At 70.4% G+C, this 25247-nt stretch carries 18 protein-coding genes and 1 tRNA gene; 13 read left to right on the forward strand and 6 right to left on the reverse strand.

Features of this window, described 5'->3' with window-relative positions; genetic code table 11:
• The first annotated feature begins 108 nt into the window (after positions 1–108).
• The 4 genes from lgt (at position 109) to ACIBQ1_RS01330 (ending at position 5594) form a co-directional block, all read left to right on the forward strand.
• The gene (lgt, locus tag ACIBQ1_RS01315) at positions 109–1332 is read left to right on the forward strand and encodes a prolipoprotein diacylglyceryl transferase (RefSeq protein ID WP_397273929.1); all 1224 of its coding nucleotides are present in this window, start codon (positions 109–111) and stop codon (positions 1330–1332) included.
• Complete coding sequence (locus ACIBQ1_RS01320) at positions 1329–2033, forward strand: VIT1/CCC1 transporter family protein (RefSeq protein ID WP_397273930.1); 705 nt, start codon at positions 1329–1331, stop codon at positions 2031–2033. The genes lgt and ACIBQ1_RS01320 overlap by 4 nt, the downstream gene beginning before the upstream one ends.
• A 1697-nt stretch (positions 2034–3730) precedes the next feature.
• Positions 3731–4471: a hypothetical protein gene (locus ACIBQ1_RS01325; RefSeq protein ID WP_397273931.1), complete on the forward strand. Its 741-nt coding sequence runs from the start codon at positions 3731–3733 to the stop codon at positions 4469–4471.
• A 535-nt stretch (positions 4472–5006) separates the two neighbouring features.
• Complete coding sequence (locus ACIBQ1_RS01330; protein WP_397273932.1) at positions 5007–5594, forward strand: hypothetical protein; 588 nt, start codon at positions 5007–5009, stop codon at positions 5592–5594.
• A gap of 307 nt (positions 5595–5901) precedes the next feature.
• Here the strand turns inward: ACIBQ1_RS01330 and ACIBQ1_RS01335 are convergent, their stop codons facing one another.
• Positions 5902–7446, reverse strand: a complete 1545-nt coding sequence (locus tag ACIBQ1_RS01335) for a bis-aminopropyl spermidine synthase family protein (RefSeq protein WP_397273933.1) — start codon at positions 7444–7446, stop codon at positions 5902–5904.
• Between the two features lie 692 nt (positions 7447–8138).
• Here ACIBQ1_RS01335 and gltB point away from each other — a divergent pair.
• Positions 8139–12644, forward strand: a complete 4506-nt coding sequence (gltB, locus tag ACIBQ1_RS01340; RefSeq protein ID WP_397273934.1) for a glutamate synthase large subunit — start codon at positions 8139–8141, stop codon at positions 12642–12644.
• A 15-nt stretch (positions 12645–12659) separates the two neighbouring features.
• Positions 12660–14138, forward strand: coding sequence for a glutamate synthase subunit beta (locus ACIBQ1_RS01345; RefSeq protein WP_397273935.1), 1479 nt, complete (start codon positions 12660–12662; stop codon positions 14136–14138).
• Between the two features lie 51 nt (positions 14139–14189).
• Here ACIBQ1_RS01345 and ACIBQ1_RS01350 read toward each other — a convergent pair whose 3' ends face one another.
• Positions 14190–15020 (reverse strand): helix-turn-helix domain-containing protein, encoded by an 831-nt coding sequence (locus ACIBQ1_RS01350; protein ID WP_397273936.1) that lies wholly within the window; start codon positions 15018–15020, stop codon positions 14190–14192.
• Between the two features lie 93 nt (positions 15021–15113).
• Here ACIBQ1_RS01350 and ACIBQ1_RS01355 point away from each other — a divergent pair, with 93 nt between their 5' ends.
• The 4 genes from ACIBQ1_RS01355 to pyk all read left to right on the forward strand — a co-directional run bounded on the left by ACIBQ1_RS01355 (position 15114) and on the right by pyk (position 20017).
• Positions 15114–16175 carry an aldo/keto reductase gene (locus ACIBQ1_RS01355; RefSeq protein WP_397273937.1) on the forward strand — a complete coding sequence of 354 codons (1062 nt, stop codon included), beginning with the start codon at positions 15114–15116 and terminating at the stop codon, positions 16173–16175.
• Positions 16176–16482: 307 nt separating this feature from the next.
• The gene (locus tag ACIBQ1_RS01360) at positions 16483–18204 is read left to right on the forward strand and encodes a S8 family peptidase (protein ID WP_397273938.1); all 1722 of its coding nucleotides are present in this window, start codon (positions 16483–16485) and stop codon (positions 18202–18204) included.
• On the forward strand, positions 18201–18551 hold the full coding sequence (locus ACIBQ1_RS01365; RefSeq protein ID WP_397273939.1) for a DUF2784 domain-containing protein: 351 nt from the start codon (positions 18201–18203) through the stop codon (positions 18549–18551). Before ACIBQ1_RS01360 ends, ACIBQ1_RS01365 begins: the two co-directional genes overlap by 4 nt.
• A 35-nt stretch (positions 18552–18586) precedes the next feature.
• Positions 18587–20017, forward strand: coding sequence for a pyruvate kinase (pyk, locus tag ACIBQ1_RS01370; protein WP_397273940.1), 1431 nt, complete (start codon positions 18587–18589; stop codon positions 20015–20017).
• Positions 20018–20238: 221 nt separating this feature from the next.
• Here pyk and dapD read toward each other — a convergent pair whose 3' ends face one another.
• Positions 20239–21201 (reverse strand): 2,3,4,5-tetrahydropyridine-2,6-dicarboxylate N-succinyltransferase, encoded by a 963-nt coding sequence (gene dapD, locus ACIBQ1_RS01375; protein ID WP_397273941.1) that lies wholly within the window; start codon positions 21199–21201, stop codon positions 20239–20241.
• 23 nt (positions 21202–21224) lie between these two features.
• A complete protein-coding gene (locus ACIBQ1_RS01380) occupies positions 21225–21647 on the reverse strand; it encodes a pyridoxamine 5'-phosphate oxidase family protein (RefSeq protein WP_397273942.1) in 423 nt (140 codons plus the stop codon).
• Between the two features lie 101 nt (positions 21648–21748).
• Here ACIBQ1_RS01380 and ACIBQ1_RS01385 point away from each other — a divergent pair, with 101 nt between their 5' ends.
• Entirely contained in the window at positions 21749–21898 is a 150-nt protein-coding gene (locus ACIBQ1_RS01385) for a hypothetical protein (RefSeq protein WP_397273943.1), read from the forward strand.
• A gap of 106 nt (positions 21899–22004) precedes the next feature.
• Here the strand turns inward: ACIBQ1_RS01385 and ACIBQ1_RS01390 are convergent, their stop codons facing one another.
• Both ACIBQ1_RS01390 and ACIBQ1_RS01395 read right to left on the reverse strand, forming a co-directional pair.
• Positions 22005–22775, reverse strand: coding sequence for a helix-turn-helix domain-containing protein (locus tag ACIBQ1_RS01390; protein ID WP_397273944.1), 771 nt, complete (start codon positions 22773–22775; stop codon positions 22005–22007).
• A gap of 64 nt (positions 22776–22839) precedes the next feature.
• Positions 22840–22912 (reverse strand) — tRNA-Leu (locus ACIBQ1_RS01395).
• A gap of 95 nt (positions 22913–23007) precedes the next feature.
• On the opposite strand from ACIBQ1_RS01395, the gene ACIBQ1_RS01400 reads away from it, so the two are divergent.
• Positions 23008–23592 (forward strand): ANTAR domain-containing response regulator, encoded by a 585-nt coding sequence (locus ACIBQ1_RS01400; RefSeq protein ID WP_397273945.1) that lies wholly within the window; start codon positions 23008–23010, stop codon positions 23590–23592.
• Between the two features lie 153 nt (positions 23593–23745).
• On the forward strand, positions 23746–25158 hold the full coding sequence (locus ACIBQ1_RS01405; RefSeq protein WP_397273946.1) for an ABC transporter substrate-binding protein: 1413 nt from the start codon (positions 23746–23748) through the stop codon (positions 25156–25158).
• Positions 25159–25247 lie beyond the last annotated feature (89 nt).

A 25247-nucleotide genomic window follows, 5' to 3' on the forward strand; every position in this document is an offset into this window, starting at 1 on the left:
TCTCTTCCGCTACCCTCACCTGACATGCCCCTTGCCTCGATTCCCAGCCCTTCCCAGGGGGTCTGGTATCTCGGAATCATCCCGATCCGGGCTTATGCGCTATGCATCGTGCTCGGCGTCATCGTCGCCGTCTGGCTGAGCGAGCGGCGCTGGCAGGCCCGCGGTGGCCAGAAGGGGACGATCGTCGACATCGCGGTCCCCGCGGTCATCTTCGGCCTGATCGGCGGCCGCCTCTACCACGTCATCACCGACTGGCAGACCTATTTCGGCAGCCGCGCGATCAAGGAGCCCATCCAGGCGCTGTTCATCTGGGAGGGCGGCCTCGGCATCTGGGGCGCCATCGCGCTCGGCGCGCTCGGCGTCTGGTTCGCCGTGCGCAAACGCGGCATCTCCATGAGCGCCGTCGCCGACACGGTCGCGCCCGGCATCGCCTTCGCCCAGGCCATCGGCCGCTGGGGCAACTGGTTCAACCAGGAGCTCTACGGCTCGCCGACCACGCTGCCGTGGGGCCTGGAGATCGACGCCGACCACGGGGGCGAGCCGGGGGTGCTCTACCACCCGACCTTCCTGTACGAGTCGCTGTGGGACGTGGCGCTCGGCTTCGTGCTCCTCTTCGCGGGCCGGCGCTTCGCCCTGCGCCACGGGCGGCTGTTCGCCCTCTACGTCGCCGGCTACACGCTGGGCCGCTTCTGGATCGAGGGGCTGCGCATCGACCCGGTCGGCGGCGTGGACCACGCGGTGACGTTCCTCGGGCTGCGGATCAACCAGTGGACCTCGATCGTGCTGTTCGTGGCGGCACTGGCGTACTTCTGGCTGACCAGGAACCGGGACAGCGCCGAGATCGTCGTGGCCCCCGACGGCCCGTCGGACACCGGCTCGGAGGAGCCGTCGGAGGATGGGCCCGGCGAGTCGGCCACCTCGGCCGACGACGGCGAGGACACCCCGAGCCCCCGACCACCGGACGAGACGTCGAAGGACGGCGAGGCCGCGGACGAAGCGTCGAAGGACGGCGAAGTCGCGGAGCAGAAGGCCGAGGCCGACGGAGCCGCGGAGCAGAAGCCCTCCGAGGCCGACGGAGCCGCGGACGACGCACCGGCGGACGGGAAGGCCACGACCGGGAAGACCGCGACCGGGAAGGCGACGGCCGAGAAGGCGGAGGACGGCGACGCGGCGGATGGCCCGGCCCCGGCCGACGGCCTGGCCGGCGAAGCGGCTGCGGTGGACGACTCGGCTCCCGCCGGCGACTCGGCTCCGGCGGATGATGCGACCCCCGCCGACGGGGTAGGGACATCCGATGCCGAAGTCGTGACGAAGGAGAAGAACTCGCGATGAGCGGTCGCGCGGAGATCCACCACCAGCATCGCGACGTCACCGGGGGCTGGTTGCGGCCCTCGGTGTTCGGCGCGATGGACGGCCTGGTGTCGAACTTCGCGCTCATCGCGGGTGTCGCGGGCGGCACGACCAACACGAAGGTCATCGCCCTCGGAGGCGTCGCCGGGCTCGCCGCCGGCGCGCTGTCCATGGCGGGCGGCGAATACGTCTCGGTCGCCAGCCAGCGGGAGCTGGCCCAGGCCGAGATCGCCGTGGAACGGCGCGAGATCGCCCGCCACCCTGACGACGAGCGAGCGGAGCTGGCACAGACGTTCGTCGACAAGGGCGTGGAGCCCCGCCTGGCCGCCGAGGTGGCCGGGCAGATCTCCCGCAACCCGGACCGGGCGCTGGAGGTCCACGCCCAGCAGGAACTGGGCGTCGCCCCCGGCGACCTGCCCTCACCGGCGCTGGCCGCGGTGTCGTCGTTCCTGTCGTTCAGCCTGGGGGCGGTGCTGCCCCTGCTGCCGTTCCTGTTGGGCGCCAGGGACCTGGCACTGTCGGCCGCGGTGTCCTGCGTGGCCCTGTTCGCGGCGGGGGCGCTGGTCTCGGCGGTGACGGCGCGCAGCTGGTGGTACTCGGGGCTGCGCCAGCTCGTGGTGGGCGTGATCGCCGCGGGGGTCACGTTCGGCCTCGGTAACCTGATCGGGGCGGCGAGCCTGTGATGGCCCGCAGGAGAGCCGGATCGGGCGGACACGGCAAGTCCTCCTCCGGCCAGGACGGCACGGACCGCACCCGCGGCGGCCGCTCGACCGGCAGAGGCAAGGACCCCTCCGCCCCCCAGGGCACCGGCCAGCCGACGCCAGGCCCCGACAGCGACGCCTGGCCCCCATCTGACGCCACCGGCCATGCGAGTGGCAGCTGGCCTGCGCGGGATGTCCAGGACGCGGGCGGTAGCTGGCCTGCGCGGGACGTGCGAGACACGGGTGGCAGCTGGCCGGCCCGAGACGTCCAGGGTGCAGGTGGTAGTTGGCCTGCCCGCGATGTTCAGGACACTGGCGGTGCTGGTGGGCGTCGGGTGTCAGGTTCGGATGGAGCGGGCGGGGCTGGAGGTAGTTGGCCTGCGCGGGACGTTCAGGGCGCGGGTGGTAGTTGGCCTGCGCGGGATGTTCAGGACGCCGGTGGTAGTTGGCCTGCGCGGGATGTGCGGGACGCGGGTGGTAGCTGGCCGGCCCGAGATGTCCAGAACGCTGGCGGTACCTGGCCGGCCCGAGAGGCTCAAGGTGCAGGTGGTAGTTGGCCTGCCCGCGATGTTCAGGACACCGGCGGTGCTGGTGGGCGTCGAGTGTCAGGTTCGGATGGAGCGGGCGGGGCTGGAGGTAGTTGGCCTGCGCGGGACATTCAGGGCGCGGGTGGTAGTTGGCCGGCCCGCGATGTTCAGGACGCCGGTGGTAGTTGGCCTGCGCGGGATGTGCGGGAGGCGGGTGGCACTTGGCCGGCCCGAGATGTCCAGGACACCGGCGGTGCTGGTGGGCGCCGGGGATCTGGCTCGGATGACGCCGGCCGGGCTGGTGGCCGGCCCGCCTCGGAGGGGCGGGGGTCTCGTCGCGCCGGTGGTCGCCGGTCGGCGGGCACGGACGACGCCGGGCGGGGCGGCCCCGGTGCCGGTGCTGGAGCCGCCGGTGGCGCCGCTGCTGGTGCTGGGGCCGCTGGCGGCGCTGCTGCTGGAGCGGGTGGCACTGGAGTTGGCGGCGTCAGTCCTGGTGGTGCTGGTGAGTGGCAGTCTGGCGACGATGGCCGGCTGTTGGCCGAGGCGACCGGTGGCGGGCGGTTGCCGTCCGGCAACGGTGGTGAGAAGCGTGCCGGGCGCAGGCGGGCGAAGACGAGCCACGGTGCCGATGACCGGTCGGCGGGCGACGCCGGCCATGGCAACTGGGCGGCGGACGGCGACGAGTCCGCGGCTGATGCGGTCGGTGGCGACTGGACGGTCAGCGGTATGCGGTCCGTCACCGACGGGACCGGATCCCGCCGATCCGGCGGCCGTCGTTCGGCGGCTGAGACCGATGGGGGTCGTTCGTCATCCGGAGCCCGCGGTCGCCGCGCGGCGGGCGGGGCCCAAGGCGGCCGTTCGGCGGGTGGGGTCGATGGTGGCCGTCCGGCGGCCGGGACCGACGGCGGTCGCTCGGTGGCCGGGGCCGATGGTGGCCGGTTGGTGGCCGGGGCCGACGGCGGTTGGTCGGTGGTCGAGGGTGAAGATGATCGGTTCGCCGACGACGGCCGGTTTGGCTTCGGGGCCGATGATGGAGCTTCGGCTTCCGAGGCTCGCGAGCGGGAGTCCGATGACGGCGGGCGGCCGGGGAAGTTCTCGCGTACGCGGCGGCGTCCACCGCGTTCTGACTGGCAGTTCCCGCTGCTCACCGGCATGGGGTTGCAACCCAAGCAGCAGCGGTTGATCGTCATCATCGCCACGATCGTCGGCGTGCTGGCGGGCGGGGCCGGGCTGGTCGTCGCCATCAACTCCATCGGCGGCTACTCCCCGGAGCAGCGGACCAGCGCCTCCGTGATCGCGCCGGAGACGGCGCTCCCGCGCGTCTTCAGAGGCTGGGGCTCGCCCAAGCTGTTCGACCCCGTGACGGACAGGACCAAGGACCAGCGGGCGCTGACCGAGAAGGAAGTGTTCGGCCAGAGCGAGCTCGCCGTGTCCAAGAAGCTCAAGCTCAAGCTCGTGGCCAAGAAACTCGACGCCGACTGCTCGGCGGCGCTGTGGGGCAAGAACCTCCTCGAACTGGTGTCGGACGCCGAATGCACCCAAGCTGCCCGCGGGCTCTACGCGAGCTCCGACGGCCGGTACATCGGTCAGTACACGCTGCTCAACCTCAAGGACGGCAAGTCGGCCGCCGACCTGGTGGAGCAATTGAAGACGCTTTACCGGGGCGGTTGGACGCGTCCCCTGGAGTCCGCCAAGGCCACCTTCCCCGCGGGCGGCTACTCGGAGGCGGGCGGCTACGCCCTCGGCCACTACGTCGGCCTGGTGTGGCTGGGCAAGGTCGACGGCACGGATCCCGGTGCCAAGGACGACTTCGTCTCGCTCACTCTGGCGATGCGTGGGGCGGAGAAGGCCGTCTACCGCCGCGTCGTCACGATCACAGGACCGTCCTCCTGATGCCGAACCGCAATCCCCCGAACCACACCCACACCCGGCGCCACCCAACCGGTCCAACCGGCCCAAGTCGTCCGGGCCGGCCGAGCCGACCCGACTGGGGCGTCGGCCGCTCCGCACCTGCCGCAACGCCAGGTCCAGGTGTCGTCGGCCGGCGCTCGCCCTGGCTGATGGCGTCACGTCCCAGCGTGGTGGGGCGCGGCGAGACGTTCCGTGGCGTCGTCGCGATCACTGAGGACGGTCGCTCTGGGGCCGGGAGCCTCATTGCGGTCGCTGGGGGCGGTTGCCCGAGGTCGGGGAATGTCATTGCGGTCGCTGGGGGCGGTATGCGAGGGGCCCGGAGTGTCGTGATGGCTGTGGGTGGCTGCTCGGGGTTCGGGGGCGTTGTGGGGATCGTGGACGGCGGTCGCCCGGGGGTCGGGAGCGTCGTCGTGAGCATCGAGGATGACCGCTTGAGGTCTGGGGATGTTGTGGCGACCGCGGAAGGTGGTCGGCTGAGGCCTCGGGGGTTCGTCGCGGATCCGGAGGCGGCCTGCTGATGTCGCGTCGTGTTGTCATTCCCGTTGTGGTCGCCGTCGTGGCCGTTGTCGCGGTGGCCGGGTGGCTGTGGTTGCGGCGTGAGGATCCCAGACCTGCCAATTTCCATGCTGAGCCCACCTCCGCCTTCTACACCGCCATCGACACCCGCCAGAATGACGCCGCGCCCCTCACCCTGAACGAGGTCTTCACCCCTGCCACCCAGACCCTGGGTGCCATGCGCCTGGACGCCACGCGGCAGTTCAGCGACTGTGAGGAGGTCCTCTCGGGGGTCTCGGCCACGGGTTGCACGCAGGCGCTCCAGGCGACGTACAAGGGGAGTGCGGTGGCGGGTCAGTTCGTCATCTTCAACATGAGTGACGGGCGGGCGGCTGATGCGCTGGTGTCGGCGCTGGGCAAGGACGGGTTCGTACGGCAGGACATCGCGTTCGAGCCCGCCGGCAGCAGGGCCCAGGCGCGGGCGATGGGGCACTACGTGACGGTGAGCTGGGCCGGAGGGACGGCGCCTGCCCAGGACCTTGTCACTGCCCTTGTGGCGCTCGACGGTTTGGGGCGCGTCGTCCAGGGCCGCATCGTCGCCGCCACCTGACCCCGGCCCTTTCCGGCCCTCGACCGCCCACTCCCTCGGCGGCCTGCGCCCCCCGCCCGTGCCTTGGCTACCTGCGTCCCTGAGCGGGCTCGGTCGCGAATGCCTGTTTCCTGCGTGGGCTCGGTCGCGATTGCCCGTGTTCTTGTGCGGGGTCGGCTGTGGGTGTCTGCGTGTGCGATGGTCCTCGAGCGCGCCTTGAGCCTGCGGTGGACTGCGAGACCGCCCTTGACCGCCTGTGGCTGGGCGCGTCTGCGGTTGCCCCTGCTCGTGAGTGGGCTCGTCTGTCCCCGGTGGGGGCGTTGTGGGGTCAGGTGGTCGTGGTCAGGGCGGAGATGGTTGTGGTGACTGCTTCGGGGAGGGCGGACAGGTGGTGGAGTGGGGCCTCCAGCGGGGTCAGGCCCTCCGACCATGGGGCGGCTTCGGCGATGAGGGTGCGGGCCTCGTTCTTGGTCAGGGTCGAGCCTTGGGCGCGGGCCACCGCGATGAGGGCCTCGCGCCACGTGTTGGCCAGTTTGGCGTGCCCGTTGTCCAGGATCCGGCGCAGCACCGAGGCCGCCTCGCCGTCCGGCTGTGGCAGGCGTACGGCGTCCAGGACGTCGCCGTCGGCGCTCAGCTTGTAGAGCGTGGACAGCACGTCGGGCAGGGGCGGGAGGTCGGGGCACACGACGCGTACGTGGGCGGCGCGGGTCGCCAGGAGGACGCGCGGGAGGGCGGCCTCCAGGCCCGGGGGCAGGACCACGGCCACGCGGTCGAGGGTGGCGGCGTACGGCTTGGAGAGCCAGGTCGAGAGGCGTACCCGGGGCTCGGTGAGGTCCTTGGGCCACTCGCCCACCAGCAGGTCGGGGCCGAAGCCCCGGATGGCCTCCTGCGGAGCTGAGAGGGCGTTTTGGGCGCTTTCGACCGATTGTGGGCCCTGGGTGTAGATGGCGGTGGTCTGGCGGCTCAGGCGGGACGTCACGGCCGGGCGCGTCTTGGTGGTGGGGCGCAGGATGTACAGGTCGGCGGCCGAGCCGATGGCCTCTGCGCCGAAATATCGGTTGAAGTCGGGATAGATGGCCTCGTAGGCGAGGTTGAGGTCCGTCAGGGCCTGCTGGACCTTGAAGGCCAGCATCGGGGTGCGTTCGCTGGCGCCGTACGCGAGCAGGATGCGGCCGTTGTCCGTCAGGCCCTCGGCGGCGCGCGCCACGAACAGGCCCGTGCCCTCCGGCGTGTACGGCGGGTCGGTGAGCGCGAGGTCGTGGTCCCGGGCGGAGGCGGGCAGGCCGAGGCGCAGGTCGGCCCAGCGGGTGCGCACGCCCAGGCGCTGGGCGTCGATGTACGCCAGGATGCGCTCGTCGATGTCGACCACCGTGACGTCGGTCTCCGGATGGACCAGCTTGACCGCCAGCGAGGTCAGGTCGTGGTCGCCCACGCACAGCAGGCGCGTGCCGGGGAGCCAGAAGCGGGCGCCCAGCAGCAGCGCCCTCCTCAGGACCGTCTCGGGGGTGGCCGAGACGTGGTCGAGCACGTGGCGGGCACGCGGTGCCCGGGCCACGAGATCCTTGAGACGGGCGAGCTCCGGGGCGTAGTGGGGGACCAGGTGGGCCACCGGATCCTCCGGCGGCGGGGCCAGCGCGAAGAGGTCCTGGTAGTCGGGGGTGTGGATCAGCGGGACGCGGAAGGTCTCGCCGTCCCGCTCCAGGAGGAGCTCGCGGAGCAGGGTCTCGATCGTGCGCCTTGAGGTGGCGGTCTCTCTGACCAGATCGGCCAGCGTCCACCACTGGCCGTCGCACAGGAGGGTCAGGGCGTGCCGCAGCCGCCTGCTGTCCGCCCCGGCCTCGCTGAGCAGCCGCTCCACCCCGTCACGGTCCATGAGGGTCACCCTATCGAGCATCCGGAGTCCCGCGCTTTGGCCAGGCATGGGCCTGCGGGGAGGGCTGTCGGGGGTGTTGCCATGGGAGAAGGGCGGGGTTGTGCGCGGGGGTGATGTGGTGGACGAAGTGACGGATGCGTGGCGGGGCCGGCCGCTGAGGTGGACGAATTCCATGTGGTGCGGGAGAGAGAGGCGAAAGGAGTCGCCGGTGACAGTGTGTGGGACACAGCGGAGGCAGGGAGGGGCGATGGCCGGGGTGGCGTGATGGGCGGGTCAAGAAGGTGCGGGTGAGGTGGTGGTGGCCGATCAGCCGCCCGCTAGGTGGGGGGTAGCGGCCGGAAAATGGGGTGGATGCGGCGATTGGTATCCAGAGATGCCAGTGGGGCGGGAGCGGCGGTGGGTGGTGGGTTTCGGCGCTTGGACAGGGGTGGTGGAGGGGTACGGGGCGGTGAGGGGTGGAGTCGCTCGTCGTGCCGTAAATCGCACGTCTGGAGCGGGAATTTTGGAGCCCTGGTCCGGGGTTTGGGATAGGGAGTTCGGATGTTGGGATGAGGCCCAATGTTCGCAATGCGGACGTGGCGGGCACCATTCCGGCAGCGTGCGGTAACCTCTACCCACGATATGCAGCAGGGCCAACGTCGTCCCCGCCTGTAGAGCAGTTTGAGACAGACGATGACGACGGGAGGGATTCAATGCCTGCTGCCCACCTCGGGTTCCCCGAGCCCCAGGGCCTGTACCACCCCGCCAACGAGCATGACGCCTGCGGTGTCGCCATGGTTGCCGACGTCGCCGGGCGCCGGGGGCACGGGATCGTGGTCAAGGCGCTGACGGCTCTGTGCAATCTTGATCATCGGGGGGCCAAGGGTAGCGAGCCGGACACCGGCGACGGAGCCGGGATCCTGACGCAGATCCCCGATGGGTTCTACCGCGCGAGCGTGCCGTTCGCGCTTCCCTCTGCCGGCGCGTACGCGACCGGCATCGCCTTCCTGCCGTTCGACGAGCAGGCCAGGGGCATCGCCACCGGCCTGATCGAGGAGATCGCGGCCGAGGAGGGCCTCACCGTGCTCGGCTGGCGCGACGTGCCGGTCGACCGCGAGCTGCCCGGGCCGAGCGCCAGGGCCGTCATGCCGCACTTCGCCCAGCTGTTCGTGACCGACCCCGAGGGCAGGGAGGGGCTGGAGCTCGACCGGCTGGCGTTCTGCCTGCGCAAGAGGGCCGAGCACGAGGCGGACGTGTACTTCCCCTCGCTGTCCGCCAGGACGATCGTCTACAAGGGCATGCTCACGCCCGACCAGGTCGAGCCGTTCTTCCCCGACCTGAGCGACGAGCGTTACGAGACGGCGATCGCGCTGGTGCACTCGCGCTTCTCCACCAACACGTTCCCGAGCTGGCCGCTCGCCCACCCGTACCGTTACATCGCCCACAACGGCGAGATCAACACGGTCAAGGGCAACCGCAACTGGATGCGGGCCCGCGAGGCGATGCTGGAGTCCGCCCACATCCCGGGCGATATTTCACGACTTTTCCCCATCTGTGACCCGGATGGCAGCGACACCGCCAGCTTCGACGAGGCCCTCGAACTGCTGCACATCGGCGGCCGGAGCCTGCCCCACGCCGTCCTGATGATGATCCCGGAGGCGTGGGAGAACCACACCGAGATGGACCCCGCGCGCCGGGCCTTCTACGAGTTCCACTCCTCGATGATGGAGGCCTGGGACGGCCCCGCGTCGATCACGTTCACCGACGGCACCCTGGCCGGCGCCGTGCTCGACCGCAACGGCCTGCGCCCCGGCCGCTTCTGGGTGACCGCCGACGGCCTGGTCGTGCTGGCCTCCGAGGCCGGCGTGCTGGACTTCAAGCCCGAGGACGTGGTCAGGAAGGGCCGCCTCCAGCCGGGCCGGATGTTCCTCATCGACACCGCCCGCGGCAAGATCATCGAGGACGACGAGATCAAGGCCGAGCTGGCCGCCGAGCTGCCGTACGAGGAGTGGCTGCACGCGGGGCTCGTCCGCTTCGAGGAGCTGCCCGCGCGGCAGCGGGAGATCCCCACGCACGAGGCGCTCGTCAAGCGGCAGCAGACCTTCGGCTACACCGAGGAAGAGCTGCGCATCATCCTGTCGCCGATGGCCAGGGCCGGCCAGGAGCCGATCGGCTCCATGGGCACCGACACGCCCGTGGCCGTGCTGAGCGAGAAGCCGCGGCTCCTGTTCGACTACTTCACGCAGCTGTTCGCGCAGGTCACGAACCCGCCGCTGGACGCCATCCGTGAAGAGCTGGTCACCTCGCTGGCCAGCACCATCGGTCCCGAGGGCAACCTGCTCAACCCGGGTCCGTCGTCGTGCCGCCAGCTCGTGCTGCCGTACCCGGTGATCGACAACGACGAGCTCGCCAAGATCATCCACATCAACGACGAGCACGACCTGCCCGGCTTCCACCCGTACGTCATCAGCGGCCTGTACGAGGTCGCCGGCGGCGGCGAGGCGCTGCTGAGCCGCCTGGAGGAGATCAGGGCCGAGGCGTCCCGGGCGATCGCGGGCGGCGCGCGGATCATCGTGCTGTCCGACCGCGGCTCGTCGGAGACGCTGGCGCCGATCCCGGCGCTGCTGCTGACCGGCGCGGTGCACCACCACCTGATCCAGGAGAAGACCCGCACCAAGATCGGTCTCGTGGTCGAGACCGCCGAGGCCCGCGAGTGCCACCACATGGCGCTGCTCATCGGGTACGGCGCCGGCGCGATCAACCCGTACCTCGCGATCGAGACCATCGAGGACCTGGTCGACACCGGCGCGCTCCAGATGGACAAGCGCAAGGCCGTGCGCAACCTGATCAAGGCGTACGGCAAGGGTGTCATCAAGGTCATGTCCAAGATGGGCGTGTCCACGGTGGCCTCCTACACCGGCGCGCAGATCTTCGAGGCGCTCGGCCTGAGCCAGGAGGTCATCGACTCCTGCTTCGCCGGCACCACCTCCCGCCTGGGCGGGGTCGGGTTCGACGTGCTGGCCAAGGAGGTCGAGCAGCGTCACCGCCACGCCTACCCGCGCGCGGAGAACGCCCACCGCCGGCTCCAGGTCGGCGGCGAGTACCAGTGGCGGCGCGAGGGCGAGCCGCACCTGTTCAACCCCGAGACCGTCTTCAAGCTGCAGCACGCCACCAGGACCCGCCGCTACGAGATCTTCAAGGAGTACACGAACCTCGTGGACTCCCAGGCGGAGCGGCTGATGACCCTGCGTGGCCTGTTCAAGCTGCGCAAGGGCGAGCCGATCCCGATCGAGGAGGTCGAGCCGGCCTCGGAGATCGTCAAGCGGTTCTCGACGGGCGCGATGTCGTACGGCTCCATCTCCATGGAGGCGCACGAGACGCTCGCCATCGCGATGAACCGGCTCGGCGGCAAGTCCAACACCGGCGAGGGCGGCGAGGACCCCGAGCGGCTCTACGACGCCGCCCGCCGCAGCGCCATCAAGCAGGTCGCCAGCGGCCGGTTCGGCGTCACCAGCGAATACCTGGTGAACGCGGCCGACCTGCAGATCAAGATGGCCCAGGGCGCCAAGCCCGGTGAGGGCGGCCAGCTGCCCGGCCACAAGGTCTACCCGTGGATCGCCAAGACCAGGCACTCCACGCCGGGCGTCGGCCTCATCTCGCCGCCGCCGCACCACGACATCTACTCGATCGAGGACCTGGCCCAGCTCATCCACGACCTGAAGAACTCCAACCCGGAGGCCAGGGTCCACGTGAAGCTGGTCGCCGAGGTCGGCGTCGGCACGGTCGCCGCGGGCGTGTCGAAGGCGCACGCCGACGTGGTGCTCATCTCCGGCCACGACGGCGGCACCGGCGCGTCCCCTCTGACGAGCCTCAAGCACGCGGGCGCCCCGTGGGAGCTCGGCCTGGCCGAGACCCAGCAGACGCTCCTGCTGAACGGCCTGCGCGACCGCATCGTCGTCCAGGTCGACGGGCAGCTCAAGACCGGCCGCGACGTCGTCATCGCCGCGCTGCTCGGCGCCGAGGAGTACGGCTTCGCCACCGCGCCCCTCGTCGTCAGCGGCTGCGTCATGATGCGGGTCTGCCACCTCGACACCTGCCCCGTGGGCGTCGCCACGCAGAACCCGGAGCTGCGCAAGCGCTTCAGCGGCAAGCCCGAGTTCGTGGTCAACTTCTTCGAGTTCATCGCCGAGGAGATCCGCGAATACCTGGCCGAGCTGGGCTTCCGCTCGCTCGACGAGGCGATCGGGCACGTCGAGCTGCTCGACATGTCGGCGGCCGAGGACCACTGGAAGGCCAGCGGCCTCGACCTCGCGCCGATCCTGCACAAGCCCGAACTGCCCGCCGGCACGGCGCTGCGCCGCGTCATCGAGCAGGACCACGGGCTGCAGCACGCGCTGGACAACACGCTGATCCAGCTCGCCGAGGGCGCGCTCAACGAGGGCACCCCGGTCACGCTGGAGCTGCCCATCCGCAACGTCAACCGCACGGTCGGCACCATGCTCGGCTACCAGGTGACCAAGCGGTACGGCGGCCAGGGCCTGCCCGACAACACGATCGACATCTCGTTCACCGGGTCGGCGGGCAACTCGTTCGGCGCGTTCCTGCCGCGCGGGGTCACGCTGCGGCTGACCGGCGACGCCAACGACTACCTCGGCAAGGGCCTGTCCGGCGGGCGGATCACCGTCCGGCCGCACGAGGAGGCCCCGCTCGACGGCCACATCATCGCCGGCAACGTCGCCCTGTACGGTGCCACGTCCGGCGAGGTGTTCGTCCGCGGCGTCGTGGGCGAGCGGTTCTGCGTGCGCAACTCCGGCGCCACGGCGGTCGTCGAGGGCGTGGGCGACCACGGCTGCGAGTACATGACCGGCGGCCGGGCCGTCGTTCTCGGCCCGACCGGGCGCAACTTCGCGGCCGGCATGTCGGGCGGCATCGCGTACCTGCTCGACCTCAGGTCCGAGCGGGTCAACCGCGAGATGGTCGCCGTCGAGACGCTCACCGAGGAGGACGGCGAGTTCCTCAAGGAGATCGTCGAGAAGCACTTCGCGGAGACCGGCTCGCCGGTCGCCAAGGAGCTGCTGGCCGACTGGGACGCGGCGCTGGGCCGGTTCGGCAAGATCATGCCGACCGACTACAAGCGGGTGCTGGCCGCCGCCGAGGCCGCCCGCATCGAAGGCAGGGACATCGACGAGGCGGTCATGTCCGCCGCGGTGCAGGGTTAAGGGAGGCGTAACCGAATGGCTGACCCCAAGGGTTTTCTCACGCACGACCGGGAGCTGCCGGCGCGCCGCCCCGTGGACGTCCGCATCAGCGACTGGCGCGAGGTCTACCAGGACTTCTCGCAGGAGAAGCTGACCAAGCAGGCGGCCCGCTGCATGGACTGCGGCATCCCGTTCTGCCACAACGGCTGCCCGCTCGGGAACCTCATCCCCGAGTGGAACGACCTCGTCTACCGCACCGACTGGCGCGAGGCGATCGAGCGGCTGCACGCCACGAACAACTTCCCCGAGTTCACGGGCCGGCTCTGCCCGGCCCCGTGCGAGGCGGCGTGCGTGCTCGGCATCAACTCCGACCCCGTGGCGATCAAGCGGGTCGAGGTCGAGGTCATCGACCGGGCGTTCGCCGAGGGCTGGGTGACCCCGCAGCCCCCGGCCGTCAAGACCGGCAAGAGGGTCGCGGTCGTCGGCTCGGGCCCGGCGGGCCTGGCCGCCGCGCAGCAGCTCACCAGGGCCGGGCATGACGTGGTCGTGTTCGAGCGGGCCGACCGGATCGGCGGCCTGCTGCGGTACGGCATCCCCGAGTTCAAGATGGAGAAGCGGCACATCGAGCGCCGCCTGGAGCAGATGCGGGCCGAGGGCACCGAGTTCCGCACCGGCGTGAACGTCGGCGTCGACATCACCGCCGCCGAGCTGCGCGAGCAGTTCGACGCCGTGGTGCTGTCGGGTGGCGCCACCCAGTGGCGCGACCTGCCGGTGACCGGGCGCGAGCTCAAGGGCGTCTACCAGGCGATGGAGTACCTGCCGCTGTCCAACAAGGTCCAGGAGGGCGACTACGACAAGCCGCCCGTCTCGGCCGAGGGCAAGCACGTCGTGGTGATCGGCGGCGGCGACACCGGCGCCGACTGCATCGGCACGGCGATCCGGCAGGGCGCCGAGTCCGTCACCCAGCTCGAGATCATGCCCCAGCCGCCGGCGAACAGGCCCGGCAGCCAGCCGTGGCCGACCTTCCCGATCCTGTTCAAGATGGAGAGCGCCCACGAGGAGCTGGCCGACGGCGGGGGAGCGCGGGTCTACGCGGTCTCCACCACCGAGTTCGTCGGCGACGCCGACGGCAACGTGCGGGCGCTGCGGCTGGTCGAGGTCGAGGGGCCGCAGGCCGGGTTCAAGCCGATCCCGGGCACCGAGCGGGAGATCCCGGCCGAGCTGGTGACGCTGTCCATGGGCTTCGTCGGCCCGGAGAAGGGCTCGCTCCTTCAGGACCTGGCCGAGGTCGCCGGTGACGGCTTCTACGACGCGCGCGGCAACGTCTCGCGTGACAAGACGTACATGTCCAAGGTGGACGGCGTCTTCGTGGCCGGTGACATGGGCCGCGGGCAGTCGCTCATCGTGTGGGCCATCGCCGAGGGGCGGGCCGCCGCCTCGGGCGTGGACCGGTATCTGACCGGGGACACGGCGCTGCCGTACCCGATCCTGCCGACCGCGCGGCCGCTGGTGTGACCTTGCGGATGATGTGAAAGGCCGGGACCGCTCAGCGCGGTCCCGGCTTTTTCACGCGCATTCGCGGGCGATGTCGTCGAGGACGTGCTGCGAGTCGGCGTCGGCGGCGCGGTAGATGACCAGCCGCTGGCCGGGGGCCTGGATCGGGGCCAGCACCTCGTAGTCGACGGTCAGCGGGCCTTTGACGGCGTGCCGGAGCCGCTTGCGGCCCCGGCCGTTCACGCGTACGTCGCGCAGCGCCCACAGGCGGGCGACCTCCTCGCTGCCGGAGGTGAGCTCGTCGACCAGCTCGGTCAGCGCCTTGTCGTCGGGATGGGCCGCCCACGAGGCCCGCAGGTCGGCGATGCCCTCGCGCAGCGTGCGCTCCCTGTCGCGGTAGAAGTCGCGCAGGCCCGGGTGGAGCATGCACAGCCACAGGCTGTTGCGGTGCTCCGGCGGCAGCGTGCCGAAGTCCAGCATCAGCCCGGCCATCTCCGGGTTCCACGCGAGGATGTCGAAGCGGTGGTTGAGCAGCATCGCGGGCAGCGGCGACAGGTCGAGCACGAGCCGCGCGAGCGGGCCCGCCTCCTCCGCCGCGGGCGCCTGCCGGTTGGGACGCTGGCGGGCCAGCTCGAACAGGTAGGCCCGCTCGTCCTCGCTGAGCCGCAGCGCGGCGGCCAGCGCCTCCAGCACCTCGGCCGAGGGCCGCAGTCCGCGGCCCTGCTCCAGGCGGATCACGTAGTCGACGCTGACGCCCGCGAGCTCGGCGACCTCCTCCCTGCGCAGGCCCGGCGTGCGCCGGTGGGAGCGACGGGCGGGCAGGGCGACGTCGCCCGGATCCAGACGCTCGCGGCGCGTGCGCAGGAAGGCGGCGAGCTCGCGGGTCTGCTCAACGGTGTTCATCCCTTCGATCCTACGACCCGCCTGCCTAGGAAGACCGGTCCCAGGAAGAGCCTTCCCTTCCCCCTGATCCCCGGCCGGAGCAGCCTGGACGGCATGACGACTCTTGACACCTACCGCCTGCTCGGCCGCTCGGGACTGCGCGTCTCGCCGCTCGCGCTGGGGACCATGACGTTCGGCACGGATTGGGGCTGGGGCTCGGACAAGGACGAGTCACGGCGGATCTTCGACACGTACGTGGACCGGGGCGGCAACTTCATCGACACCGCCAGCCAGTACACGGAGGGCACCGCGGAGTCGCTGGTCGGCGAGTTCGCGGCGGGGCGGCGCGAGGAGCTGGTGCTGGCCACGAAGTACACCATGGCCAGGCGCCCCGGCGACCCGAACTCCGGCGGCAACCACCGCAAGAGCATGGTGCAGTCGGTCGAGGCGAGCCTGCGCCGGTTGAACACCGACTTCATCGACCTGCTCTACCTGCACGCCTGGGACTTCACCACCCCGGTGGAGGAGATCCTGCGGGCCATGGACGACCTGGTCAGGGCGGGCAAGGTGCTCTACGTGGGCATCTCCGACGCGCCCGCCTGGCAGGTCTCGCGCATGCAGGCCATCGCCGACCTGCGCGGATGGGCACCGCTGATCGCCCTGCAGATCGAGTACAGCCTGGTCGAGCGGACCGTCGAGCGCGACCTCATCCCGATGGCGCGCGAGATGGGGCTGGGGGTCATCCCGTGGTCGCCCCTGGCCAGTGGGGTGCTGACCGGCAAGTACAGCCGGGAGGACCTCGCCCAGGAGGTCTCCGCCGATCCGAGCGGGACGCGCAAGAACGTCGCGGCGGCCAACGGGTCGCTGACCGAGCGCGCCCTGGACATCGCCGACGTGGCCAAGCGGGTCGCCGGCGAGCTCGGGGTCACGCCCTCGCAGGTCGCGCTGGCCTGGACGACGCTCAACCCCGGCGTCACGGCGCCCATCGTGGGGGCACGCACACTGGCGCAGCTGGAGGACAACCTCGGGGCCCTGGACGTGCGCTTCAGCGAGGGCCAGCTGGCCGCGCTGGCGGAGGCGAGCCGGGTGGACCTGGGGTTCCCGCACGAGTTCCTGGCACGTCCGATGCCGCGCCAGGTCATGCTGGGCGGCGTCAAGCTCGACCTCGCCCGCTGACCGCTCCGGAGGCGCCCGCCCCGTACGGCGGGCGCCTCCTGCGACCGGCCACCGGGGCGAGCGTGGCGGACTCGGGGCCGCTGCTGCTCCCGATGGTGATCGGGATGGTCTCGCCGACGCTGACGGGGCAGCCCATGCACCGGTACGGCCGGTTCAAGTGGTTCATGGTCACGGGGACGCGGCGACCCCGGCGCACGGGCCTGAGCCCGCTTCGCTACTTATGGGGCGAAATTTCACCACTAAGTTGCATCACCTGATAAGTGTCGGGAAGATGCAGAATCTGCGGCACTCGGTGGATGGGGGAAGAATGCGGCGAGTCGCCTCTGGTTTGACGGCGCTGGCCGTCGTGGTCGCGATCGGCGCCTGCTCGGTCGGCACACCGGAGACCGCCACCCATACCGGCACCCCTACCGGCCCCCCTGCCGGCACCGATACCGGCACCCGCTCCGCCACCCGCGAGGGCCCCGAATACCTCGTCTTCTACACCGAAGGCGGGCAAAGCCGGGCACAGCAGGCCGTCGAACGCGCCGGCGGCACCACGCTCGCGAACGACGCCAAGCTCGGCTACCTCACCACCACAGGCGGCGGCGCCACGTTCGCGGAGAAAGCGGGCGCCGACGGGTCCATCGTCGGGGTGTCCCCGGACCGGAGCATCGGCTTCGCCGAACTCGGCCGCGCCGCCCCCGCCACCCGCCGTACCGGAGGGGCCAAGGCCCGCGCGGGGACCTTCCCCGACGCGAGATCCTTCACCAGCAGCGGCTCGGGCGAGCCGCTCGCCGGCCGCCAGTGGGACATGCGGATGATCGGCGCCGACCGCGCCAACGCCAAGGTCCCCGGCAGCAGGCAGGTGCTGGTCGGCGTCATCGACACCGGCGTGGACGGCAAGCACCCCGACATCGCCCCCAACTTCAACCGCGAGCTCAGCCGCAACTTCGTCACCGACAAGCCCAAGGACGAGACCGGCGAGACGCTCGACGGACCCTGCGAGGTCAGCAGCTGCAAGGACCCCGTGGACGAGGACGACGATGGCCACGGCACCCACGTGGCCAGCACGATCGCCGCCCCGATCAACGGCATCGGCATCGCCGGCGTCGCCCCCGGCGTGCAGATCGTGAACATCAGGGCCGGCCAGGACTCCGGGTTCTTCTTCCTCAAGCCCAGCCTCGACGCGCTCACCTACGCCGGCGACATCGGCGTGGACGTCGTCAACATGAGCTACTACGTCGACCCCTGGTTGTTCAACTGCACGGCCAACAAGGCCGACTCCAGGAAGGAACAGCTCGAACAGGCGGCCATCATCACCGGCATGCAGCGGGCGCTCGACTACGCCCGCCAGCGCGGCGTCACGCTCGTCTCCGCCCTCGGCAACGGCTCCACCGACCTCGGCCACCCCAAGATCGACAAGGAGAGCCCCGGTTACCCGGTGGGCGAGAAGAAGACGCGCCAGGTCGACAACTCCTGCCTCAACGTTCCCGCCGAGTCCAACGGCGTCATCTCCGTCGCCGGGCTCGGCCCCTCCGGCCGCAAGGCGATCTACAGCGACTACGGCGTCGAGCAGGCCGACGTGTCCGCGCCCGGCGGCGACGCGCTGGACGGCAACGGCGCCAAGGCCACCCGGTCGATCCTGGGCGCCGCGCCCGAGCAGGTGCTGCGGGCCGCCGGGCGGATCGACGCCAAGGGCGAACCCAAGGGCGCGGACGTCGTCAAGGACTGCGCGCGCGGCACCTGCGCGTACTACCAGTACCTCGACGGCACCTCCATGGCCGCCCCGCACGCCACGGGAGTCGCCGCCATCCTCATCAGCCGCTTCGGCAAACCCGGCAAGGCCGGCCTCGAACTGGCTCCCGCCACCGTCGAGGACCTGCTCTACAAGACCGCCACGCCCAAGGCGTGCCCCACGCCCCGCCAGTACGTGTACAAGGCGTACGGCCAGGACATGACGCAGCTCTGCGAGGGAGACCAGGCCGACAACGGCTTCTTCGGGCACGGTGTCGTGGACGCCTGGAAAGCGGCTACTGTCGAACCATGATGTACCGCATCATCGCGGACCTCGCGATGGTGACGCACTTCGCGTTCCTCGCCTACATGGCCGTGGGCGGATTCCTCGCCTGGCGATGGCGGCGCACGATCTGGGCGCACCTCGCCGTGGTCGCCTGGGGGCTGTTCTCCATCGTGACCGGCGTCGAGTGCCCGCTGACCGTGGTCGAGGACTGGGGACGCCGGAGCGCTGGGCTGGCGGGGCTGCCCGCCGGCGGATTCATCGACCACTACATCGAGGGCGTGATCTACCCGGAGGAGTACACGAACTTGGCACGTCTGGGGGTCGCCGTTCTCGTTCTGTTCTCTTACGTGGGCTACGTTCTCCGTCGTCAGTGACTGCCAAGTGGTCTGTACCAATTAAGGTAGGACTCGTGACTCGTCGCGCGAAAATCGTCTGCACCCTAGGCCCCGCCACATCCTCCAAAGAACGCCTCCGCGAGCTGATCGCCGCAGGCATGGACGTGGCACGGTTCAACCTCAGCCATGGCAATCATGACATGCACAGAGAGGTTTACGACCGGGTCAGGGAGGTGGCGGCCGACCTCGGCCGCGGTGTAGGCCTGCTCGCCGACCTGCAGGGCCCCAAGATCCGCGTCGGCACGTTCGAGGAGGGCCCCGTCAGGCTGGGCTTCGGCGACGTCTTCACCATCACCACCGAAGACGTCCCGGGAGACCGCGAGCAGGTCTCCACCACCTACAAGGGGCTGCCCAACGACGTCCGCCCCGGTGACACGATCCTCGTCGACGACGGCCGCCTCGTGCTCGAGGCCACCCGCGTCGACGGCGAGCGCATCACCACCCGCGTCGTCATCGGCGGCATGATCTCCGACAACAAGGGCCTCAACCTGCCCGGCGTCAACGTCAGCGCCCCGGCGCTGACCGACAAGGACGAGGCCGACCTGCGCTGGGCGCTGCGCACCGGCTTCGACATGATCGCCCTGTCCTTCGTCCGCCGCCCCTCCGACGCCGACGTGGTGCGCAACATCATGGAGCAGGAGGCCGTCCGCCTGCCGCTGATCGCCAAGATCGAGAAGCCGCAGGCCGTCGACCGCCTCCCCGAGATCGTCGACGCCTTCGACGGCATCATGGTCGCCCGCGGAGACCTGGGCGTCGAGCTGCCGCTGGAGCAGGTGCCGATCGTGCAGCGGCGCATCATCGAGCTGTGCCGCGAGAAGGCCCACCCGGTCATCGTCGCCACCCAGATGCTCGACTCCATGATGAACGCCCCGCGCCCCACCCGCGCCGAGGCCTCCGACGTGGCCTACGCGGTCATGGACGGCGCCGACGCGGTCATGCTGTCGGGCGAGACGTCGGTCGGCAACTACCCGATCGAGTCCGTCTCCACGATGGACCGCATCGCCTGCGCCGCCGAGGAGACCTCCCTGCACGCCACGCACTCGCTGGAGCGCATGCCGGAGACCACCGGCGGCGCCATCGCGCGCGCCGCGGCCGAGGTGGGGGCCATCGTGGGGGCCAAGGCGCTGGTGGCGTTCACGATGTCGGGGGAGACGGCGCGCCGCCTGGCCCGCTACCGCTCGCCGATCCCGCTGCTGGCCTTCACCTCGTCGCCGCACGTGCGGGGGCAGCTGTCGGTGACGTGGGGGGTGGAGACGTTCCACGTGCCGTTCGTGCACCACACCGACGACATGGTGCGGCAGGTGGAGGCGTCGCTGCTGTCGTCCGGGCGGCTGGAGAAGGGCGACAAGGTGGTCATCGTGGCCGGGTCGCCTCCCGGCACCCCGGGCTCCACCAACGCCCTGCGCGTCCACACCGTGGGTTCGGCCGTCTCCCACGCGCACTGAAGGCTCTGAGGAGCTTTTACGGCTGCGCACGGTGGGCGCCACCCGCCGACCGTGGCTGAGGGCCCTCCAGGCAGACGCTCACCCGCCTCACCGGCGCGCCCCCGCAACGGCGCGCCGTGGGCCGCCACGGTGGTTTCCGCTTGACCGGCGCGCCGAAGGCCATAGCCGGGGCGCGTAGGTGGGCGGGAGGTGCCGGACCTCCCGCCCGTGTCGTCAGGGTGTCAGTTGGCGTGCAGGGCGGCGTTCAGTTCGATGCCGCCGCCCGTGCGCGGCACCGCCTCCACCGCGCCCGACCGGGAGTTGCGGCGCAGCAGGATCCCGTTCGAACCGGAAAGCTCGGCCGCCTTCACCACCGTCCCGTCCGGGAGCGCGACCTTCGTGCCCGCCGTCACGTACAGCCCGGCCTCCACCACGCAGTCGTCCCCCAGCGAGATGCCGATGCCCGCGTTGGCGCCCAGCAGGCAGCGCTCGCCGACCGAGATCACCTGCTTGCCACCACCCGACAGCGTCCCCATGATCGAGGCGCCGCCGCCCACGTCCGAGCCGTCGCCGACGACCACGCCGGCCGAGATGCGGCCCTCGACCATCGAGGCGCCCAGCGTGCCGGCGTTGAAGTTCACGAAGCCCTCGTGCATGACCGTGGTGCCGCTCGCCAGATGGGCGCCCAGGCGCACCCGGTCCGCGTCGGCGACCCGTACGCCGGAAGGCAGCACGTAGTCCACCATCCGCGGGAACTTGTCCACCCCGTACACCGTCACCGCGCCCCTCGCCCGCAGCCGCAGGCGCGTGCGCTCGAAGTCCGACACCGGGCAGGGGCCGAAATTGGTCCACACGACGTTGGCGAGCAGGCCGAAGACGCCGTCCAGGTTCACGCCGTGCGGCCTGACCAGGCGCGCGGACAGCAGGTGCAGCCGCAGGTAGACGTCGTGGGCGTCCACGGGCGCCTCGGAGAGCTTGGCGATGCCGGTGCGCACCGCCACCACCTCCACACCCCGCGCCGCGTCGGGACCCGCCAGCTGGGCCAGTTCACCGGCCTCGTCGGCGGAGAGCCGCTCGGTGCCCGTCGCGGGCGCGTCGCCCAACTCGGGGGCGGGGAACCAGGTGTCGAGTACGGTGCCGTCGGCGGCGATGGTCGCGAGGCCGACGCCGAAAGCGCCGGTCGAGGTGGGATCGATAGCAGTCACGGGCCAAAAATACCGTTTCCGGGTCAGCCGAGAGCGCCCAGGTCGGCGGAGAGCCAGTGCTCGGGGCGCATCCGGAACGTCATGAGCACATGCAGGTCCGAGCCCTGCACGTATCCCTCCACCGCGTCGGGCGGCAGATAGCGGGAGGAGATGCGCGTCAGGTCCTCCAGCGTCGTGGGCCCGGAGTGCACGACGGGTCCTTCGACGGACACGTACCGGTAGGTCGGGCTGGCCCGCTGCACCAGCATCGAGAACCTGGCCGCCTTCGCGATCAGCCGCGCCTTGCGCGAGCCGCCGTCCGTCAGGAAGCGGACCTCGCCGCCGGGGACGTAGTCGTACCAGACGGGCACGATCAGTGGCGCGCGCCCGTCACCCGTCTCCACCGCCAGGCTCGCGATGTGCGGCTCCGCCAGGAACGCCTCCCTCGCCGCCACGCTCAACGGCATACCGCCCCACCCCCGTCTTCATCGATCTTGAGACCGATATTCCCGATGGGAGCGTTCCCGAAAGCTCTTCGATCACGGTTTTGCCCAGGTGATCCCCATCTGTGGCGGCGAGGTTCCGGGCCGCGACCGTCGTCGCCGTGTGCACGAACGCCGCCGGCGCCCGCGACCGAACCCCCTCCGGCCAGGTCGGCACCACCGTCGTCGGCGCTCCGTCGAGCACCGGCACGCACACCAGATCCCGCCGCAGATGATCCCGCACCGACTCCGGCACCACCGCCGTCATCATGGCCACTCTCGGCCCGGACGGGCCGACCGGCGGCTTCTACGACGACGCCGGCACCGTGCCCTGGTGACCGGTCAGTATTTCGGGCCCACATGGAGATCCAGCAGCTCCACGGCCTCCCGCCGGGCGACCGAGAGCTCGTTGCGCTTGTTGTACCGCCAGGCCACCCCGAGCAGATCGAGCGCTTCGCCGCAGAGGGCGAGTATGTCGGGAGACTCGTTCTTGAAGAGATAGCGAGGGTATTCGTACCACCGAACGCCGGCTGGGAGGACTCGGCGTACACGGTTCATACCGCGGTAGCCGTCGGAATGCATGAGGCCCCTGACGAACCGCCCGGGAAGTGTCGAGACGACTTCCCGCTGCCATGGTTCGAGCACGATTGCGCGGTCATGCTTCTTGCCGGGGCCGTGCTGCGGAAACAGGTGTGGCCAATGCTTGGAGTAGGAATTGACATCGCTGCATCCTTGTCTCTGGACCACGCGGACCCTGTTGGTCGGCCGGATGGCACGGAGCGCTTCGACGCATTCCTGGATGAGGCCGGGCCAGCTGTCCGCGCACATGATTCGCAAGGCCCAGACGTGCTTGTCCCGGTCGCCGACCCAGCAGATGCAGCCGTCGCCGAGATAGAGGCCCAGCAGGTAGGCGTAACTGCCTGCGGGAGAGGGAGGATAGGGCTGCGACGCGCAGCGAGGGCACGTGCCGGTCATGGGGGAATCGTGGGTCGGCCGATTGCGCCACCGGCTGATGGTGGTCCGACTGACACCGGTCTGGCGGCTCGCCTCGCCAATGCTGAGCCCTGATTCGAGCATACGGAGCGCTTCGTCACGGACGGCGAGATCGTACATGCGGAGAGTGTTGCATCCAGGTACGACAAAACCGCCCGGTTCAAAGAACCGGGCGGTCGGTCAGTGCCCCGGGTGGGATTCGAACCCACACTGAATGGATTTTGAGGCCATCTTCTCTGCCGTTGGAATACCGGGGCATTTCCGGATTTGCCGTGCATCCTAGCGCCGAGCAAGATCGCCTGCTGGCCGCCAACGTGGCTCTAATGTACCGGACATCGGTACTCTTCTGCTCGTGAGTACGCAGCGGCGAGTAGTGATCGCGGAAGACGAGGCCCTGATCCGCCTCGACCTCAAGGAGATGCTCCAGGAGGACGGCTACGTCGTCGTGGGCGAGGCCGGGGATGGTGAGCAGGCGATCCAGCTGGCCGCCGAGCTGAGGCCCGACCTCGTGATCCTGGACGTGAAGATGCCCGTGCTCGACGGGATCTCGGCGGCCGAGCGGATCGTGGCCGAGCGGATCGCCCCGTGCCTGATCCTGACCGCGTTCTCCCAGCGTGACCTGGTCGAGCGGGCCAGGGACGCGGGGGCGATGGCCTATCTGGTCAAGCCGTTCACGAAGGCGGATCTGGTGCCGGCGATCGAGATGGCGGTCAGCCGGCACGAGGAGATGGTGGCGCTGGCGGCCGAGGTGTCGAGCCTGTCGGAGCGGCTGGAGACCAGGAAGTTGGTCGAGCGGGCCAAGGGGCTGCTGATGACGCAGCACGGCTGGAGTGAGCCGCAGGCGTTCCGGTGGATCCAGAAGGCGTCGATGGATCGGCGGTTGAGCATGCGTGAGGTTGCTCAGATCGTTATAGAGGATGCGGCCGAGCGGAGCTGATTAGGGCCTATATCAAGTCTTTTGGGCCGGTGGGTTGTGGTGTGGTCACGAGTGGGCATCCAACCGGCTTCGGGTGCTGTTCGTGGGAGGTGTCCCGGCGCGTAACTGATGGGCGGACGGAAGGTCCGCTCATCTCGAACGGAGACACTTTCGATGATCCGTATTTCCCGCGCGCCGCTCGCCGCCACAGCGGTCCGCGTACCGGCGCCCGCCGCCGCCCGCCTACCGGTGCTCGCTGTCACAGCGGTCCGCGTATCGGTGCTCGCCGCCGCCCGCTTGCCGGTCGCCGTCGCCGCGGCGGGCACCGCGGCGTGTCTGGTGCTGGCGGCGTGTTCGGGCGCAGGCACGACCGCCGCCCCCGCCGGGTCGTCCTCGGCGCCGGCCTCCTCAGGTGAGGCCGGGGCCGCGAAGAAGGGGGACGGCACGCTGACGATCGGCACGGTGCTGCCGCAGACGGGGTCGCTCGCGTATCTGGGCCCGCCCATGTTCACGGGTGTGGACCTGGCGCTCAAGGAGGTGAACGAGGCGGGCGGGGTGCTGGGCAAGCCGGTCGTCAAGCACGACACGGACTCGGGCGACACCACCACGAACATCGCCTCGCAGTCGGCGGACAAGCTGCTGGCGCAGAAGGTGGACGCGATCGTCGGCGCCGCGTCGTCGTCGGTGTCGGAGTCGATCCTCGACAAGGTCACCAGGGCCGGGGTCGTGCAGTTCTCGCCGGCGAACACCTCGGACAAGTTCACCACGATCAACGACGGGGGCCTGTACTTCCGTACGGCGCCGCCGGACAAGCTGCAGGGCCGGGTGCTGGGCGATCTCGTGGTGTCCGACGGGAGCGACACGATCGGCATCCTGGCCATGCAGGACTCGTACGGCTCCGGCCTGGCCGACCAGGTGGCCGAGACCGCGCAGGCGGCGGGCGGCGAGGTCGTGGAGCGGGTCGACTACGACCCGAAGGCGGCCGACTTCTCCGCCGACGTGGCCAAGATCAAGGCGAAGAGCCCGAAGGCGATCGTGCTGATCGGGTTCGAGGAGACGGCGAAGGTCGTGGCGGAGCTGGTCAAGCAGGGTCTGACGGCGGACAAGCACAAGTGGTACATGGTGGACGGCAACATGTCGAACACCAACTTCCTGAGGATGCCCAAGGGCACGCTGAAGGGTGTGAAGGGCACGATCCCCGGCGCGGCGGCTCCTGAGGCGTTCCAGAAGAAGCTGCTGACGGTCAATCCGAAGCTGACCGAGTTCACGTACGCGGCCGAGTCGTACGACGCGGTGACGCTGATCGCGCTGGCGGCCGAGGTGGCCAAGGACGACTCGGGGGCGGCTGTCGCGGCGCGTCTGGTGGACGTGAGCAAGTCGGGGGAGAAGTGCACGGGCTTCAAGGAGTGCGTGGACCTGGTCAAGGCCGGTAAGGACATCGACTACGAGGGTGTCAGCGGGCCGGTCGACTTCAACGAGGTGGGCGACCCGGCGGTGGCCACGATCGGGGTCTACCAGTACGGCGCGGCCAACACGTTCGACGCGGCGAAGGCGCTCGAATATCGGCAGGGGAACATCGCCGGCTGACGATCGCCCACTACCACCCCGATCCGGAAATTTCCGGATCGGGGTGGTCTCGTATTCCGAGAGGACCGTAACGCACGCGAAACATCTCA

The organism is Nonomuraea sp. NPDC050153, from assembly GCF_044460125.1.
Lineage (GTDB): Bacteria > Actinomycetota > Actinomycetes > Streptosporangiales > Streptosporangiaceae > Nonomuraea.

What these genes read in the sequence shown, in the direction of transcription:
- ACIBQ1_RS01320 (WP_397273930.1), top strand. Translation starts at nt 1,329, where the DNA reads ATGAGCGGTCGCGCGGAGATCCACCACCAGCATCGCGACGTCACCGGG.
- ACIBQ1_RS01325 (WP_397273931.1), top strand. Translation starts at nt 3,731, where the DNA reads ATGGGGTTGCAACCCAAGCAGCAGCGGTTGATCGTCATCATCGCCACG.
- ACIBQ1_RS01330 (WP_397273932.1), top strand. Translation starts at nt 5,007, where the DNA reads ATGTCGCGTCGTGTTGTCATTCCCGTTGTGGTCGCCGTCGTGGCCGTT.
- ACIBQ1_RS01335 (WP_397273933.1), bottom strand. Translation starts at nt 7,446, where the DNA reads ATGGACCGTGACGGGGTGGAGCGGCTGCTCAGCGAGGCCGGGGCGGAC.
- gltB (WP_397273934.1), top strand. Translation starts at nt 8,139, where the DNA reads ATGCCTGCTGCCCACCTCGGGTTCCCCGAGCCCCAGGGCCTGTACCAC.
- ACIBQ1_RS01345 (WP_397273935.1), top strand. Translation starts at nt 12,660, where the DNA reads ATGGCTGACCCCAAGGGTTTTCTCACGCACGACCGGGAGCTGCCGGCG.
- ACIBQ1_RS01350 (WP_397273936.1), bottom strand. Translation starts at nt 15,020, where the DNA reads ATGAACACCGTTGAGCAGACCCGCGAGCTCGCCGCCTTCCTGCGCACG.
- ACIBQ1_RS01355 (WP_397273937.1), top strand. Translation starts at nt 15,114, where the DNA reads ATGACGACTCTTGACACCTACCGCCTGCTCGGCCGCTCGGGACTGCGC.
- ACIBQ1_RS01360 (WP_397273938.1), top strand. Translation starts at nt 16,483, where the DNA reads ATGCGGCGAGTCGCCTCTGGTTTGACGGCGCTGGCCGTCGTGGTCGCG.
- ACIBQ1_RS01365 (WP_397273939.1), top strand. Translation starts at nt 18,201, where the DNA reads ATGATGTACCGCATCATCGCGGACCTCGCGATGGTGACGCACTTCGCG.
- ACIBQ1_RS01380 (WP_397273942.1), bottom strand. Translation starts at nt 21,647, where the DNA reads ATGCCGTTGAGCGTGGCGGCGAGGGAGGCGTTCCTGGCGGAGCCGCAC.
- ACIBQ1_RS01390 (WP_397273944.1), bottom strand. Translation starts at nt 22,775, where the DNA reads ATGTACGATCTCGCCGTCCGTGACGAAGCGCTCCGTATGCTCGAATCA.
- ACIBQ1_RS01405 (WP_397273946.1), top strand. Translation starts at nt 23,746, where the DNA reads ATGATCCGTATTTCCCGCGCGCCGCTCGCCGCCACAGCGGTCCGCGTA.